This window comes from Streptomyces sp. NBC_01296 (assembly GCF_035984415.1).
GTDB lineage: Bacteria > Actinomycetota > Actinomycetes > Streptomycetales > Streptomycetaceae > Streptomyces.
In genome coordinates this window covers 8,178,876-8,192,760 of record NZ_CP130720.1, presented here as the reverse complement: position 1 = coordinate 8,192,760, position 13,885 = coordinate 8,178,876, and the positions used below count along the sequence as shown (strand labels likewise).

General features: G+C 70.9%; 11 protein-coding genes and 2 pseudogenes. 7 read left to right on the top strand and 6 right to left on the bottom strand.

The window, feature by feature from the left end:
• Positions 1-286: 286 nt before the first annotated feature.
• The 4 genes from OG299_RS37220 to OG299_RS37205 all read right to left on the bottom strand — a co-directional run bounded on the left by OG299_RS37220 (position 287) and on the right by OG299_RS37205 (position 4,834).
• Positions 287-1,207 (bottom strand): RNA polymerase sigma-70 factor, encoded by a 921-nt coding sequence (locus OG299_RS37220; RefSeq protein WP_327363977.1) that lies wholly within the window; start codon positions 1,205-1,207, stop codon positions 287-289.
• Positions 1,204-2,406, bottom strand: coding sequence for an NAD(P)/FAD-dependent oxidoreductase (locus OG299_RS37215; RefSeq protein WP_327363976.1), 1,203 nt, complete (start codon positions 2,404-2,406; stop codon positions 1,204-1,206). Before OG299_RS37215 ends, OG299_RS37220 begins: the two co-directional genes overlap by 4 nt.
• A gap of 180 nt (positions 2,407-2,586) precedes the next feature.
• Complete coding sequence (locus OG299_RS37210; protein WP_327363975.1) at positions 2,587-3,249, bottom strand: GDSL-type esterase/lipase family protein; 663 nt, start codon at positions 3,247-3,249, stop codon at positions 2,587-2,589.
• A gap of 61 nt (positions 3,250-3,310) precedes the next feature.
• The gene (locus OG299_RS37205; RefSeq protein WP_327363974.1) at positions 3,311-4,834 is read right to left on the bottom strand and encodes an FAD-dependent oxidoreductase; all 1,524 of its coding nucleotides are present in this window, start codon (positions 4,832-4,834) and stop codon (positions 3,311-3,313) included.
• Positions 4,835-5,032: 198 nt separating this feature from the next.
• Between OG299_RS37205 and OG299_RS37200 the strand changes: the two genes are divergently transcribed.
• From OG299_RS37200 to OG299_RS37185, 4 genes are read left to right on the top strand one after another with little or no spacing between them, the layout of a single operon-like run.
• Positions 5,033-5,611, top strand: coding sequence for a hypothetical protein (locus OG299_RS37200; protein ID WP_327363973.1), 579 nt, complete (start codon positions 5,033-5,035; stop codon positions 5,609-5,611).
• Positions 5,608-6,246 carry a hypothetical protein gene (locus OG299_RS37195; protein ID WP_266632986.1) on the top strand — a complete coding sequence of 213 codons (639 nt, stop codon included), beginning with the start codon at positions 5,608-5,610 and terminating at the stop codon, positions 6,244-6,246. Before OG299_RS37200 ends, OG299_RS37195 begins: the two co-directional genes overlap by 4 nt.
• A complete protein-coding gene (locus tag OG299_RS37190; RefSeq protein ID WP_327363972.1) occupies positions 6,246-7,880 on the top strand; it encodes a putative T7SS-secreted protein in 1,635 nt (544 codons plus the stop codon). Before OG299_RS37195 ends, OG299_RS37190 begins: the two co-directional genes overlap by 1 nt.
• Positions 7,881-7,898: 18 nt before the next feature.
• The gene (locus OG299_RS37185) at positions 7,899-9,470 is read left to right on the top strand and encodes a YrhB domain-containing protein (RefSeq protein ID WP_327363971.1); all 1,572 of its coding nucleotides are present in this window, start codon (positions 7,899-7,901) and stop codon (positions 9,468-9,470) included.
• Positions 9,471-9,508: 38 nt separating this feature from the next.
• On the opposite strand, the pseudogene OG299_RS37180 reads toward OG299_RS37185, so the two are convergent.
• Positions 9,509-9,772 (bottom strand): annotated as a pseudogene (locus OG299_RS37180) (TetR family transcriptional regulator); the annotation flags it as partial.
• Positions 9,773-9,817: 45 nt separating this feature from the next.
• On the opposite strand from OG299_RS37180, the pseudogene OG299_RS37175 reads away from it, so the two are divergent.
• The 3 genes and pseudogenes from OG299_RS37175 to OG299_RS37165 all read left to right on the top strand — a co-directional run bounded on the left by OG299_RS37175 (position 9,818) and on the right by OG299_RS37165 (position 12,819).
• Positions 9,818-10,977 (top strand): annotated as a pseudogene (locus OG299_RS37175) (FAD-dependent monooxygenase).
• 193 nt (positions 10,978-11,170) lie between these two features.
• A complete protein-coding gene (locus OG299_RS37170; protein WP_327363970.1) occupies positions 11,171-11,755 on the top strand; it encodes a TetR/AcrR family transcriptional regulator in 585 nt (194 codons plus the stop codon).
• 83 nt (positions 11,756-11,838) lie between these two features.
• A complete protein-coding gene (locus OG299_RS37165; RefSeq protein WP_327363969.1) occupies positions 11,839-12,819 on the top strand; it encodes a zinc-binding dehydrogenase in 981 nt (326 codons plus the stop codon).
• An 82-nt stretch (positions 12,820-12,901) separates the two neighbouring features.
• Here OG299_RS37165 and OG299_RS37160 read toward each other — a convergent pair whose 3' ends face one another.
• Entirely contained in the window at positions 12,902-13,765 is an 864-nt protein-coding gene (locus OG299_RS37160; RefSeq protein ID WP_327363968.1) for a hypothetical protein, read from the bottom strand.
• Between the last annotated feature and the right edge of the window lie 120 nt (positions 13,766-13,885).

Sequence of the window (13,885 nt, the reverse complement as noted above, 5' to 3'; positions counted from 1 at the left end):
TCCAGCTCGACGCGCTCACGCTCCTCGTCGCCACGTCCGAACCACCCGGCGACGGCCTCCTGGAACCCCTGCCAGGCGCCGGTCCCGGCCGCGGCGAGAGCCACCAACCCCTCCGCCAACAGCCGACCGCCCCCGCCCCTTTCATTTCCGCTGCACGAAACCGGAGTACCCGGCGCTACGCTCCGCAGCGCCGCTCCCCGCCGACCGGCCGCTGCTGCGGGGTCACTGCCGTCACGCCGGCCGCCCCTCAGCCTTCGCCCACCAGCCGCCGACGCTCGCACAGGGCCTACCGCGTCGCGACGTGGTGAGTGGTGCCTCCGGCGATGGCCCGGAGCTTGTCCGGGTTGGCCACGTTGTGGATGGCGGTGATGCGGCCGTCGGCGTCGAAATCGAAGGTGACCGTGGCGATCACTCGATTCAGTCCGCTGAACAGCATGCCGGGCCCACCGTTTATTTCGACGAGTTCAGCGTTCATGTCGGCCGGCTCGATGCCCTGGTAGGTGACGGTGCCGATGGCCGCGAACCAGGCAGCCACCGTGGATGCGCCCACGACCGGACGCAGGGCCTGGCGGACCTTGCCGCCGCCGTCGGTCCACAGAGTGACGTCCGGGGACAGCAACTCCATCAGGGCGTTGACGTCACCACCGGTCGAGGCGGCGAAGAACTTCTCGGTGACCTCGCGCTGCCTCGAGCGGTCCGTGGGGAAGCGCGGCCGACGGGCCCTTACATGCTCACGAGCGCGGTGCGCGGCCTGCCGCACCGCGGCTTCGGACCGCTCCACCGCCTCCGCGATCTCGGCATGGCTGAAGTCGAAGACTTCCCTCAGCACGAACACCGCACGCTCGAGTGGGCTCAGCGTCTCCAGCACCACCAGCATCGCCATCGACACCGACTCGGCGTCCGTGACGGCCTCGGCGGCATCCCCGCCCGTGAGAATGGGCTCCGGAAGCCACGGCCCCACGTACGTTTCGCGCTTGTACCGGGTGGAGCGCAGCCGTTCCAGCGCCAGATTCGACACGATCCGCGTCAGGTACGCCTTGGGATCGGCCACCTGCGAGCGGTCGGCGGCCGACCATTTGATCCAGGCGTCCTGGACCGCGTCCTCGGCATCGGCCGCGGTGCCGAGGAAACGGTAGGCCACCGAGAACAGCAGATTGCGGTGCTGGTGGAATATCTGCTGGTCGAAGTCCGCGGGCGGCTGGGTCACCGTGCCCCCTGGACCCGGGTGAAGCGGCCGCCGCGCGGCCAGAACGCACCCGAGGCGGGCATCTTCTTCATACGGCCGTAGGTCGGCCAGGGGGAAGCAGTCACCGTCTCCTTATACCGTGCCGCCATACGGCCGGTCAGATACATCCGCCGGGGGCTGTCGTCGGGGCGGGTGAACTGCACGACCGCGTCGTGCCGTCCCAGGCTCACCGGCGTGTGGTAGTAGCCGAAGCGGAAGGGCTTGGGCTGCTTGCCCTCCAACACCCGGAAGATCGACACCGCGGCGTGCACACCGGTCGGCATGCCGCCCTGGCAGGTGCCGTGCATGACGCCGTAGCCCTGGCGCACGGCGGCCGCGTCGCCCACGGCGTACACGTCCGGATGCGACACCGACCGCAGCGCGGCGTCGGTGACGATGCGGCCGCGCTCGTCGACGGTCAGCCCGGCGGCGGCCGCCAGCGGCGACACCCGCGTACCGCTCGTCCACAAGACCACGTCGGCGGGAACTCTCTCCCCGCCCGCCAGCTCGACCGCATCGGGCAGCACCTTCACCACCTCGGCCCCGCTGCGCACCCGGACACCCAGGCGCTCGAGCGCGGAGTGCACATACCTCCTGGCCTTCGGGTTCATGGCCGCGCCGGGTTCGCTCCGGCCCAGCAGCACGACGTTCAGCCCCGGGTGCTGCTCGGCGATCTCCGCGGCCGACTCGACGCCGGTGAGGCCGTTGCCTGCGACCACCACCGTGCCGCCGCCGAGGTGCGCCAGCCGGTCGGCGAGCACCTCGGCGTCCTGCACGCTGTTCAGGGTGTACGCGTGGTCCTCGACCCCCGGCGCCGCCGCGGTGTCGGCCACGCCGCCCAGCCCGTACACGAGCGTGTCGTAGTGCAGGATGCGGTCGTCGTCGATCCGTACCGTCCTCGCGTCCGTGTCCACCGCCGTCACCCAGCCGCGTATGAACTGCGCACCCGTGCCGGTCAGTAGCTCCGGGACGCTCAGATCGACGAGCCGCTGCCCGGTCCCGGTCATGTGCAGCCGCATCCGCTCGGTGAACCGCTCCTGCGCGTTCACCAGGGTCACGTGCACGCCCCGGTGTCCCTTGACCCGGGCCGCGAGCTGGATCGCCGCGGCCATGCCCGCGTAACCCGCCCCCAGGACCAGAACCCGGTGCGCGGTCGCCCCTGCTTCGTGCCGTTCGTTCATCGTTCCGCCTTCCCCTGCTCGCCGTTGACGACCACCAGATGGAAGCTGTCGGCCTGTTCGTGACATGCCGCCGATGTGACGCGCGACACAGCCGCCATGGCAGCTGTCCACGGAAGTCCCTCATCCGTCGTCAGCAGCCTCCGGATCGCGACTCCGTGCGGGCGACGGGCCGTTCTCCGGTCACGCGACCAGGCGCAGCCAGGCCGCCGCGAGTGCGGCGTGGCCGGCCGGCGTCGGGTGTACGCCGTCCGCGGCGCAGTACTCCGGTCCGGCCGTCGCGGCGAGCTCGGCGAACATGCCGTCGGCGGCGAGCAGATGGGCGCCGTACTTGCGGGCGAGCTTGCGCACGACCTGGATCTTCGGGTCCAGGTCGGTGCGCCACTCTTCTCGCTCTTTGTCGCCGACGAGCGCGGCACCGGCCTCGACGACGCCGTGGATCGGCAGGAGGAACGGCTCGATGAGGATCAGCTTCGTGCCCGCCTCGGCGAGGGGTGCGAGCAGGCGGTCATAACCTGCCTCGAACTCCTCCGCGGAGATCACGTACCCCTTCGGGTCCAGTGTGTGCCAGCCCATGTCGTTGACCCCGACGAGGATCGACACCACGTCCGGGCGCGCGTCGAGTACGTCGCTCTGCCAGCGGGCTTCGAGGTCCATCACCTTGTTGCCCGCGTTCGCGGTGTTCAGCCAGGTCACGGGCCGGTCCGGGTGCCGGAGTCCCCACTCGCCCGCGACGCGCAACGGGTAGCCGAACCCGAGGCCCTCTTCACTCTCCAGCCGTTGGCAGTCGGTGATCGAATCGCCGGTGAACATCACGGTGCTTCCCGGCGGGACAGTGATCGTCATGTGCGCTCCTTGAACCAGGGTGAGGAGGGGAAAGCGGAAGAGAGCGTTGATGTTCCGGCGATCAAGAGATGTCCGGATCGCCGAACCAGCGGCCGACGGCCCGCTCGAAGGCTTCACGGTCAGGGCGGCGGTCACCTGCCCAGGCGACCGTCCCGTCAGGTCGGACGAGCACGGCACCCAGTCCGAGGTCGTTCCTCGCCGGACCGGCCGCGTACCGTATGCGGCTCTCCCAGCCCATCGCCGCACCGCGCAGGGATTGGTCGGTGCTGAAATCGAGGGCCACGCCCCGTCCGTCCCGCATCAGGTCGCCCAGGCGCGTGCCGTCCTCGAGGCGGAGGTCCGGGGCGTTGCGGCCGACCAGCGGATCCGCGCTGCCGAGGTCGTAACGGACCCACGATCCCGACAGCCTCGCGAACACGTAGGTCGTTCCGTCACGGGTCGCGATCAGGTCGCGGACCACTCCTTGCATCGCCTGGCCGTGCGGGTCCGGCCGCATGGCCGCCACTTGGGCGCGCGACCAGTCGAGCACCGCTGCGCCGATCGGATGGCGCTCGCCGGTGTACGTGTCGAGCAGTCCGTCCGGTGCGTGCCCGTGCACGGTCGCCGCGAGCTTCCAGCCCAGGTTCATGGCGTCGCCGATGCCGGTGTTGAGTCCCTGCCCGCCCAGGGGTGAGTGGATGTGGGCGGCGTCGCCCGCGAGCAGGACGCGTCCTCGCCGGTACGTCGTCGCCTGCATCGCCCGATCGGTGAAGCTCGAGGCGAGACGGACGTCGCTCAGCGTCACGTCGGTGCCGGACACGCGGCGCAGAACCGCCTGGAGATGGTCGCGGGTCGGCTGCTGCGAGCGATCGAACGCGCCACCGTCGAAGTCCATCATGCCGACGTGCCCTTCCGAGGGCATTCGCATGTACATGCCCATCGGCGTCGGGTTGAACCCGGACCGCAGTTTCTCGGGATCGGCGACGGTCGCCTGCATGGTGTAGCCGGTGAACTGCGGCTCGGTGCCGACGAAGTCGAAGCCCGCGAGCCGGCGCACCGTGCTGCGTCCGCCGTCGCAGCCGACGAGCCAGCGCGCCTCGTACGCGTCCGCCCCGGCTCGTGCGACCACGCCCTCATCGTTCTCGGCGATGGCCGAGACCGTGACGCCGCGCCTGACGTCCACGCCGAGCTTCGCTGCCTGCTCGGCCAGCACCGACTCGACCGCTTCGAGGTGCGTCAGCAGGACCTCCGGTGCCGGGCTGGGCAGCCGGAACGGCAGGGCGGCGACGTCGACCTTGGCGGGGTCGAGCATCATGCCGGCGAAGTGGCCCGCCCAGCGGGGGGGTGACGCCTCATCCGCGTCCGGATTCGCGGCGGGGGCGCCGCTGTCGCCCGACGCCGTCAGCAGCGCCTGCAGTATCCCGCGGCGGTTGAACGCCTCGAGCGACGTGGCGGACAGGCCGCGCATCCCCAGTGGTTCTGTCTTCCACGGGGAACCGGGCTCCGGCTCCCGCTCGAGCACCAGGACCGAACAGCCGGCGAGACCAAGCTCGCAGGCAAGGAACAGACCGACCGGGCCCGCGCCCACGATCACTACGTCATGCACAAGAGTTCCCCTCCCAGACCTACAGCCGGATGGGCACCCGGCCGTACTTCCGCAAATGTGCCGGACCTCACCGACATCGGACCGACAGTCCCCCGATAGGCCCCCGACATACCGCCGACGCCGCGGCGACGCCGTCCCCGGCGGCGCACTCGTGGAACGAGGGCTTCCGCACTCTGGGTATTCTCGGCTTGATCACGGATGCGCACGACAAGTCGCGAAGCACCGGGCCCGCTCCGGCTGCCCGGCGAGGGGAGTTCTGAGGTGGGTTTCGACGAGGAGTGGGCCGGGCTGCGCACAGCTGCCGCCGAGCGCGCCGCCAAGACACCGGAGCCACGGTCACAGCCACGGGCACAGCCAGGGCCACAGCCGCAGCCGCCCATCGCGCCCGCGGCCGCTCCCGAGGCGGAGGCCGACACCGTGGAGATGGCGCGGGAAGCGGTGCTGGAGCGCCTGGCGGATTTCCGCAGCCGGGTACTGATCGTGCCCCTGGACGAGCGCGAGGGGCTGTGGACGGGCCAGTTCGGCGGGCTCGACTGGATCTACGCGTTCTCCGGCGAGGAGCAGTTGGCCCGGTTCGCGCAGGCCCGCGGCGAGCAGGGCCGGGAATGGCCGTACCGGCGGGTGGTCGGGGCGCGGATCCTGGACGAGGTCGTGCCCGCGCTGGACTTCCCCTGCGGGGTGGCGTGGGACGTGGCGGGGCCCGACGGCATGGTCTTCCCGCCGTTGAGCGGGTTCGTGCCCGAAGGGGCGGCACTCGATGGTGAGGGGACGAAATGAGCGGGGACGGGGCGGATCTCGACGTCTCGCAGCAGGCACTGGGCCAGATCGCCCGGGGCATCACGGAGACGCTGGGCGAGCTGAAGGAACTGGGAATGGTCGGCTCCGCCAGCATGGGGCGGGGGTTCTCCGACATCGCCCTGTCGGGCATGGAGACCGGGCACGACGGCTTGACGTCGACCTTCAAGACCTTCTGCGAGCGCTGGGAGTGGGGGGTGCGGTCACTGGTGCAGCAGGGCAACTCGTTCGCGGCGAAGGTGGGCCTGTCCGCCGGTGTGCTGCACGAGCAGGACCAGTACATCCAGGGCAGCTTCAAGGTCCTCACCAACTCGGCGATGGGCAATCCGTACGCCTCTGAGAAGGACGTCATCGACAAGGACTGGGGCGAGGTGCTCTCCGACAACGCGTACACGCAGATCCGCGACGCGGACTACAGCCAGGAGTCCTTCGACCGGGCGGCACAGAACAGCAAGGAGGCTTGGAAGGGCGCGGTGCGGGACGTGAACACCTCCGACATGCTGTTGTCGAACCAGCTGATCGATGCGGCCGGGCTGCGCGACGAGATGGACGGCGCGGTCGACCGCATGGTCGGACCGGCGCCGCAGCAGCAGCCCCAGCCGCAGGGTGAGCGCTGATGACGGACTGGGGTGGTCTCCTCGACAAGGGCCTGGGAAAGCTCGAGGACGGCTGGGACGCGACCAAGAAGGCCGTCGGGGAGGGCGTCGACAAGACCACCGACGGGATAGGCGCCGCCCTGGACTACGTCGGGGCGCACGACTGGGCGGACAAGGTCGAGGACTGGGGCGACGACATCGGCTCCGACCTCGGGGCCTCGATCAGCGAGCAGCAGCTCGGGCAGACCGAGCAGGCGAACGAGCTGATCCACGGCAAGGCGTCGGCGATCCGCGAATCGACCAAGCACCTGACCGACTTCAAGGCCGCCTTCGACCGGGTCGGCGAGGGCATGAGGGCGCTGGACTCCGGGCACTGGAAGGGTGAGGCCGCTGAAACGTTCCGCGAGAAGTTCGCGATGCACCCGACGGACTGGTTGCGCGCCGCCGACGCCTGCGAGGCGGCGGCCGGCGCCCTGAACCGGTACGCCGGGACGGTGGAGTGGGCGCAGCAGCAGGCACAACTGGCCATCGACCTCTACAAGGCGGCCGTCAAGCAGGCCAAGGAAGCGCACGAGGACTACGTGTCCAAGGCCAAGGCCTACACGGCGGCGGCGGACGCGGGCAAGGACCCCGGCGAGAAGCCGGTGGAGCCCGTCGACGCCGGGAAGGCCGACGGCACGCGGGCCCACGAGATCCTGAAGGAAGCCCGCAGGCAGCGCAACGACGCGGCCGGCGACGCACAGAAGGCGCTGGCGGCGGCGCTGGCGCACGCCCCGGCCGAACCGCCCCCGTCCGAGCGGGCGCTGGCGGGGATCGGCGACTACTACGGCGCGGAGGCCGTGGAGCTCAACCACTTCGTCGGCGGAGTGGTCAAGGGCACGGCGGGGCTGCTGAACTTCGCGCGCGGCCTGAACCCGATGGATCCGTACAACCTGACCCACCCGGCCGAGTACGCGCAGCACCTCAACATGACGCTTGCCGGCCTCGTGTCGACGGCCGCCCACCCGGAGCGGATTCCGGGGGCCCTGATCGACAGCTTCAAGGACGACCCCTCCGAGGGCCTCGGCCGGCTGGTGCCCGAGCTGCTCGGGACCAAGGGCCTGGGAGGGGCGCGGGCGGGCGTACGGGTCGCGGAGACGGTGGCCGCGAAGCCGTCGGCGTGGTCGCACCTGGCGCAGCCGGCGAAGGGTGTCACGGAGCGCAGCGCCATCCACGCCGACTCCGTCGGTGCGAAGCAGGCCCAGAAGTTCCTCGACGACCAGTACCCGTGGCTGAAGGACATGAACAACACGGGCATGCCGGGCTACGAGTACAACTGCACGCACAACGTGGCCACCCTCGACAAACGGCTGGACGGGGTCGAGGTGTCGGCCGCCCCGAAGACCGGGCCCGGTGACATCCCGTACAAGGAGCTCGGGGTGACTCCGGACGCGAAGAAGGTCGTCAACAACTACGACGACATCATCAAGGACCTGGAACAACGGGGTCCGGACTCGCGCAGCGTGGTCGCCATTTCCCGCCACGGCGGGCCGGGCCACGTCTTCAGTGCCGTGAACACCCCGCACGGAGTGGTCTTCTTGGACGGCCAGACCGGGACGCTGGCCAAACTGGAGACGTCCAACATCAGCGAGATCGCCCATGTCCCCTACCGCTAACCCCGTCAGGAAACAGCAATGCTCACGTTGAACGAGGCCCTGGAAGCGGCACGGACGCATCTCGAACGGGCGTACGCCCACGAATCCCGGACGATCGCCCTGCAAGAGGAGCTGTCCCGGGAAGACCCGCTCGCCTGGATCATCCACTACGCAGCACACCCGGGTCCCGGTGCGGCGGGTTCGCCGGCCGCTGCGCTGACGAGCGTCGTGCTCGTACCCAAGGACGGCTCCGCCGTGCGGTTCCCGCCGTCGCACCTGCCCCTGGACGAGTACTTCGCCTACGTACGGCACGGCGGCTGGGCGACCGCGGGCCTGGCCAGGACGGTGAAGGCCGAGCCGTGGCAGATGGCCCTGCAGTGGCTTCTGACCACCTACCACGGCCTGGTGGAGCTGGTCGCGATCGAGCCCGTGGCCGAGGACGCCGGGACCTGGCTGTTCGCCTGCCGGACCACCGCGCAGCCGGGGTATCCGCGGACGCCGATGCTGGCCGCTTCGCTGGTCGTGCCCAAGGACCTCGGCACGCCGTTCCACCCGGCGGCCGACGATCCGTGGCGGGACGCCGCGGCCTACACGCAGGACCCCGTGGAGCGTGACCCCGGGGCCCAGACGCGACGCCTGAATTCCCGCGGATGCGTGGTCACCATGGCGGCGGCGATCGCCGGGGCACCGTCGTGCCCGTTGCCGTGGCAGCCGGCGCACGAGGCTCCGGGATGGTGGGAGCTGCTGTTGCGACGCTACTTCCCCGGCGCCGAACAACTGCGGTGCGCGAGCTGGGACGAGGTCATCGAGCGGGCGGAGCAGACCGGTCCGGACACCCAGGGCGTGGTGTGGGTGCGACGCGCCCTCGGCGGCACGGAGGTCAGCGGCCACCTGCTGTACGCGCACAACAACGGCGGTTCCGTGGTGTTCCTCGACGGGATGACCGGCGGGCTGGCCCGCTTGGACACGGCCGGGGTGCTGGAACTGGTCTTCGCCCGGGTGCGGCCCGGGGGCCCGGCGCGGGCCGACGATTTCGAGGCCGCCCGGCACAAGGCCGAGGAGTGGCTGCGCCGCACGTACGCGGAACCCGTCGAGCTGGTGTCGCCGGACGCCGCGGACGAGACGGCCCGCGGCTGGCTCTTCGCGTGCCAGACCTCGTCCGCCGTGCGGAGCGGGGACTGGAGGCACGCGATGCTCGACGCGGCCGTGGTGGTGCCCAAGGGGCCTCAGGAGCCGTTCCTGCTGCCGAACTCCGACCCGTGGGGATTCCTTGCCACCTGGGACCGGGGCGAGCCGGCCGGCCCGACGCCTCCCGCGGGGAAGGCCGAATGGCTGGCCTCCACCCTTACGGAGCTGGGCCCGGCGATGGAGGTCTCCGAGCACGCGACCGTCGTCGATGCCGTGCGGGCCGTCGCCGCGCTGCCGGCCGGGGGACGCGCCCTGCTGTGGGTCCTTCGTCGGGACGCCCGAGGACGCGAGAGTGCCGGGCTGCTCTTGACGGGGCTGCACACCGAGGCGGGTCACGTCGGCATCGTCGATGCCTCCGCCGCGGAGCTGAGGAGCCTGGACGCGTTCCACGAGTCGGGGGTCCGGGTGATCCGCTACCGCTGATGCACCGTGCTCCGGTAGGAACCAGGGACGGCTGGTTCCTACCGCAGGGCGGCGGCGACCAGGCCTTCAAGGGCCCCGCGAGGCACTTCGCCGCCGTTCACCAGCCGGTCGAAGACCAGTCCGTCGATGCGGGTCAGCAGGATGTGAGTGCGGCTCTCCACCTCCGTCACGCCCTGCGCGGCGAGGAACATCCGTACGGCCTCGCGTCCGGCGTTCTCGCGGGGTACGAGGATCTCGCGCAGCTCCGGATCGCGCACGCTCTCGATCCTGCAGGCGTAGCGGGCGAGCGAGCGGCGGCGGCCGGTACGGTCATCCTTCTACAGGTGTAGAAGGATGGGGGCTTCGCCATGGGCAACACGGCGGTGGTGGTCGGAGGGGGCATCGGCGGTCTGGCCACCGCGATCGGGCTGCGCCGCATCGGCTGGGAGGTGACGGTCGTCGAGCGCGCTCCGGTGCTCGACGACGCGGGGGCGGGCATCTCGCTGGCCGCCAACGGCCTTCGAGCACTGGACGAACTCGGCGTCGGCGAAGCGGTGCGGGAGGCCTCACGGGGCCAGTACAGCGGCGGCACCCGCACACCGGAGGGTGGCCGGCTGACCCGGATGGACGGCGCGGCGCCGGAGAAGGCGGTGGGCACGCCGATCATGGGCATCCCCCGCGCCACCTTGCACCGGCTGCTCCGCGAGTCCCTGCCCGCCGAGGCGCTGGCGATCGGCTCGGCGGCCGGCTCAGTGCAGCAGACCGACCACGGGACGGTTCGAGTCGGCTGCGCCGACACGGTCCTGGAGGCCGATCTGGTGGTGGCGGCCGACAGCATCGGAAGCAGGGTGCGCAGCCTCCTCTTCCCGGCCCACCCGGCCAGGTCTACAGCGCCTCGACGGTGCTGCGCGCCATCACGGAGCAGGCGATGGAACTGCGCACCGACTTCGAGCTGACCTGGGGGCGCGGGGACGAGTTCGGGCACATCGCCTTCCAGGACGGGCGGGCCGAGTGGCACGCCGTTCTCAACCTCCCCGCAGGGACGCGGTTCGCCGACCCCTTGGCCGAACTGCGCCGGCGATTGCGCAACTGGCACGACCCGATCCCGGCCCTGCTCGACGCGACCGGCCCGCCCGCCGACGTGTTGCACCACGACATCGATGAACCGGGTACGCCGCTCCCCTCGTACACGCTCGGCCGCATCGCACTGCTCGGCGACGCGGCACACGCAATGACTCCCCACCTCGGGCAGGGCGCCTGCCAGGCGCTGGAGGACGCGGTCACCCTGGCCGCCGCGCTCGCCACCGAGCCCGGCGTCGAAGCCGCGCTCGCACGGTACGACGCCGAGCGCCGCCCGCGCAGCCAGGCAGTCGCGCGGGCCGCCCGGCAGGCAGGGCGGATGGGCCAGCAGCTCTCACACCCGCTGGCCGTCGCCCTGCGCAACACGGCGATGCGGCTGACACCCGCCAGAGCCGCGACGCGCATGATCCTTCGACATCATGCCTGGAACCCACCACAGTTGAACTGACCCGACTCGCGCTCCGGCAACTCGCCGCCGGGTGGCTCCCGGTGGCGACCTCGTGCCGGTCGTCCAGTCTCGCCTTGGCTGGTGTGATCACGGCGTCGGAGGGCCGCCTGGGGAGCAACTCGGTCCCTTCCGCGACGAGTTCATCGACGCGGGCCGTCTTGTTCTTGAATGGTCGCTCATGTATCTTCGAGCCATGCCCAGACCTCGAGAGTTCGAGCCCGACGCCGTGCTGGAACAGGCGATGCTGCGCTTCTGGCTGCGCGGCTACCGGGCTACGTCCATCGAGGATCTGGTGAAGGCGACCGGAGTGAAGCCCGGCAGTCTCTACAGCGCGTTCCCCGGCGGCAAGCGCGCACTTTTCCTGAAGTCGCTGGAGCGTTACTCCAAGTTGATCGTTCCCCAGAAGCTGGGCGAGCTGGAAGCGCCGGGCGCCTCCCTGGCCGAGCTCCGCGGGTACTTCGACGGGCTGGTGCGCGATCTCCTCAGCCCGGAGGGCCGGCAGGGCTGCCTGCTGGTGAACACCGCGATCGAGAACGCAGCCGAGGACGACGAGGCTGCTGCCGTCGTGCGCGGCCATCTGGCCCGCCTCGAGCAGTGCATGGCCGCAGCCCTGCGGAACGCCCGCAGCCGCGGCGAGGTGCGCGGCTCGGTGGATCCGGTCGGCAGCGCCAAGCTGCTGGTCGCGACGTGCCAGGGGCTGATGGTCGTAGGCAAGGCGAATCCCGACGAGACGGTCCTGCGCGCCATCACGGACAACGCCTTCGCCACCCTCGCCTGACGGCAGGACCGGGAGCCACCCCCTGCGGTGGCTCTTTTTCAGGGCCAATAGTTGAACCACCATTCAAGAATGGAGTCCGATCCATGAAGGCCATCGCCATCTCCGCCTACGGCGGTCCCGAGGTTCTCCGCATCACCGACCTGCCCGACCCCGTGCCCGCGCCGGGAGACGTACTGATCCGGGTCAAGGCGTTCGGCCTCAACCACGCCGAGGCCTACATGCGCGCCGGCGCCTGGGGCGAGGTCGCGGCCGTCCCGGGGATCGAGTGCGCCGGAGTGGTCGAGGCGGACCCCACGGGTCGGCTTCCGGCCGGGACCAAGGTCGTGGCGATCCTCGGCGGCATGGGCCGGACCCGCAACGGCAGCTACGCCGAGCTGGTGACGGTACCGGCGAGCAATGTGGCCCCGGTCCGCTCATCGCTGGGGTGGGCCGAGCTGGCGGCGGTTCCCGAGGTGTACGCGACAGCGTGGAGCGGCCTGTTCGGCAACTTGGACCTGCGGCCCGGAGAGCAGGTCCTGGTGCGTGGAGCGACCTCCTCCCTCGGCCAGGCCGCCGTCAACCTCGCCGTCGACCACGGCGCGACCGTGCTCGCGACCACCCGCAATCCTGCGCACGCACCGTTGCTGAAGGAACTCGGGGCCGAGGAGGTCCTCATCGACGACGGCGATCTGGCCGCGCAGGTGAGCACGCGGAAGATCACCGTTGACGCGGTGTTCGACGTCGTCGGCAACAGCGTCCTGCGCGACTCCCTGGCCACGGTCCGCCCCCGCGGACGGGTCTGCCAACTCGGCTTCCTCGGCGGCTTCGAGCCGGTCCGGGACTTCGACCCGATCGCCGATCTCCCCACCGGAGTGCAGCTCAGCTTCTTCGGCAGCGCCTTCGTCCTGGGCCGCCCCGAATTCCCGCTCGCCGACGTTCCACTGGACGCGATCTACGCCAAGGTCGAGTCGGGCGCAATCCCCGCAAGGCCCGTACGGGTCTTCCGGTTCGACGAGATCGTCGAAGCCCACCGAGTCATGGAGGCCGGTGAGGCGCTCGGCAAGATGACCGTCACCGTCGACTGAGCCTCCCCACGACCCGGCGCCTACGTCAGGCCTCGTCGGACGCCACCCATCCTCGGGCTCAGCGCCGGGTGTTGGTGTGCCGTCAGACAGATCGTTCGGCGCCGTAGTAACCGTGACGCATCCGGAACCTCATGGCGTCGGTACCGGTTGCCTCGATATGTCCGATCAGCGTCGACCTCAGCGGCTCGGGCAGCTGCTTGCCCTGTGATCCCGTCCATTCGAGGGAGCCGAACAGTTGGGCTGCCCCGTCCAGTTGGACCGGGCTCGCAGGCCGTGCGGCGAGCGCGGCGAGAACGAGCTCAGGGGCTTCGGCCAGGAGCTGGCGTTGCACCGCCATGTCGTACCACATCAGGCCGCCGGTGGACTCCCTCGAGGCGCTCCCGGCCCATGCCAGCAGGGCGCGAATCCGCTCGACCCCGTCGGGATGGCGGTGCCGGGTGAGCGCGGCGAGCCGGTCCTCGGCGTCCTGCCGTCCGTCTGACCAGTCTTCGTCGGCGCGCCCCGGCGGCTGGGCCACCTCCGCGGCTGCGCCGGCCAGTCCGGCCGGCGCGGCCCGCACCCACCGCAGACGGCGCCGCTCGGCCTCGGCCTCCGCAGCAGCCAGCCCTGCCTGAACCTCGCGCGATCGGGTCAGACCCCGCTCCGCCAGCCATTCGGTGAGTGCCGGCCCATCCACCAGGTCGGCGTCGCAGTCACCGGCCCCTCGGAGACCCGACTGGTGGTGCAGCGTCCAGCAGGCGATCCGTCCGCCGTCCGAGTCGTGAACCACGATCGTCGGCCAGCCGCGGCAGAGGCACCGGTCACCGGTCCCGCCGTCCATGATGGCCAGGAGCCGGGCCAGGTCAGTGATCCCGTCACCGGTCACCACGATCCGCGCCAGGTCCGGGGATCCGACCTCGCCGGGCGGTCCCTCGACGATCACGACGCGCGCTGCACGATCCAGCACGTCCCTCACCCGGGCCGTTGTCGGCGGGTCCTCAGCCGTACCCGCTGTTCCCTCGTAGATCACGTCCGCGAGGATATCGGCAGCTCGACCCAGTGCCTGTGCGGGACCGGATCGACGAAC

What these genes read in the sequence shown, in the direction of transcription:
- OG299_RS37215 (WP_327363976.1), bottom strand. Translation starts at nt 2,406, where the DNA reads ATGAACGAACGGCACGAAGCAGGGGCGACCGCGCACCGGGTTCTGGTC.
- OG299_RS37210 (WP_327363975.1), bottom strand. Translation starts at nt 3,249, where the DNA reads ATGACGATCACTGTCCCGCCGGGAAGCACCGTGATGTTCACCGGCGAT.
- OG299_RS37200 (WP_327363973.1), top strand. Translation starts at nt 5,033, where the DNA reads ATGCGCACGACAAGTCGCGAAGCACCGGGCCCGCTCCGGCTGCCCGGC.
- OG299_RS37195 (WP_266632986.1), top strand. Translation starts at nt 5,608, where the DNA reads ATGAGCGGGGACGGGGCGGATCTCGACGTCTCGCAGCAGGCACTGGGC.
- OG299_RS37190 (WP_327363972.1), top strand. Translation starts at nt 6,246, where the DNA reads ATGACGGACTGGGGTGGTCTCCTCGACAAGGGCCTGGGAAAGCTCGAG.
- OG299_RS37185 (WP_327363971.1), top strand. Translation starts at nt 7,899, where the DNA reads ATGCTCACGTTGAACGAGGCCCTGGAAGCGGCACGGACGCATCTCGAA.
- OG299_RS37170 (WP_327363970.1), top strand. Translation starts at nt 11,171, where the DNA reads ATGCCCAGACCTCGAGAGTTCGAGCCCGACGCCGTGCTGGAACAGGCG.
- OG299_RS37165 (WP_327363969.1), top strand. Translation starts at nt 11,839, where the DNA reads ATGAAGGCCATCGCCATCTCCGCCTACGGCGGTCCCGAGGTTCTCCGC.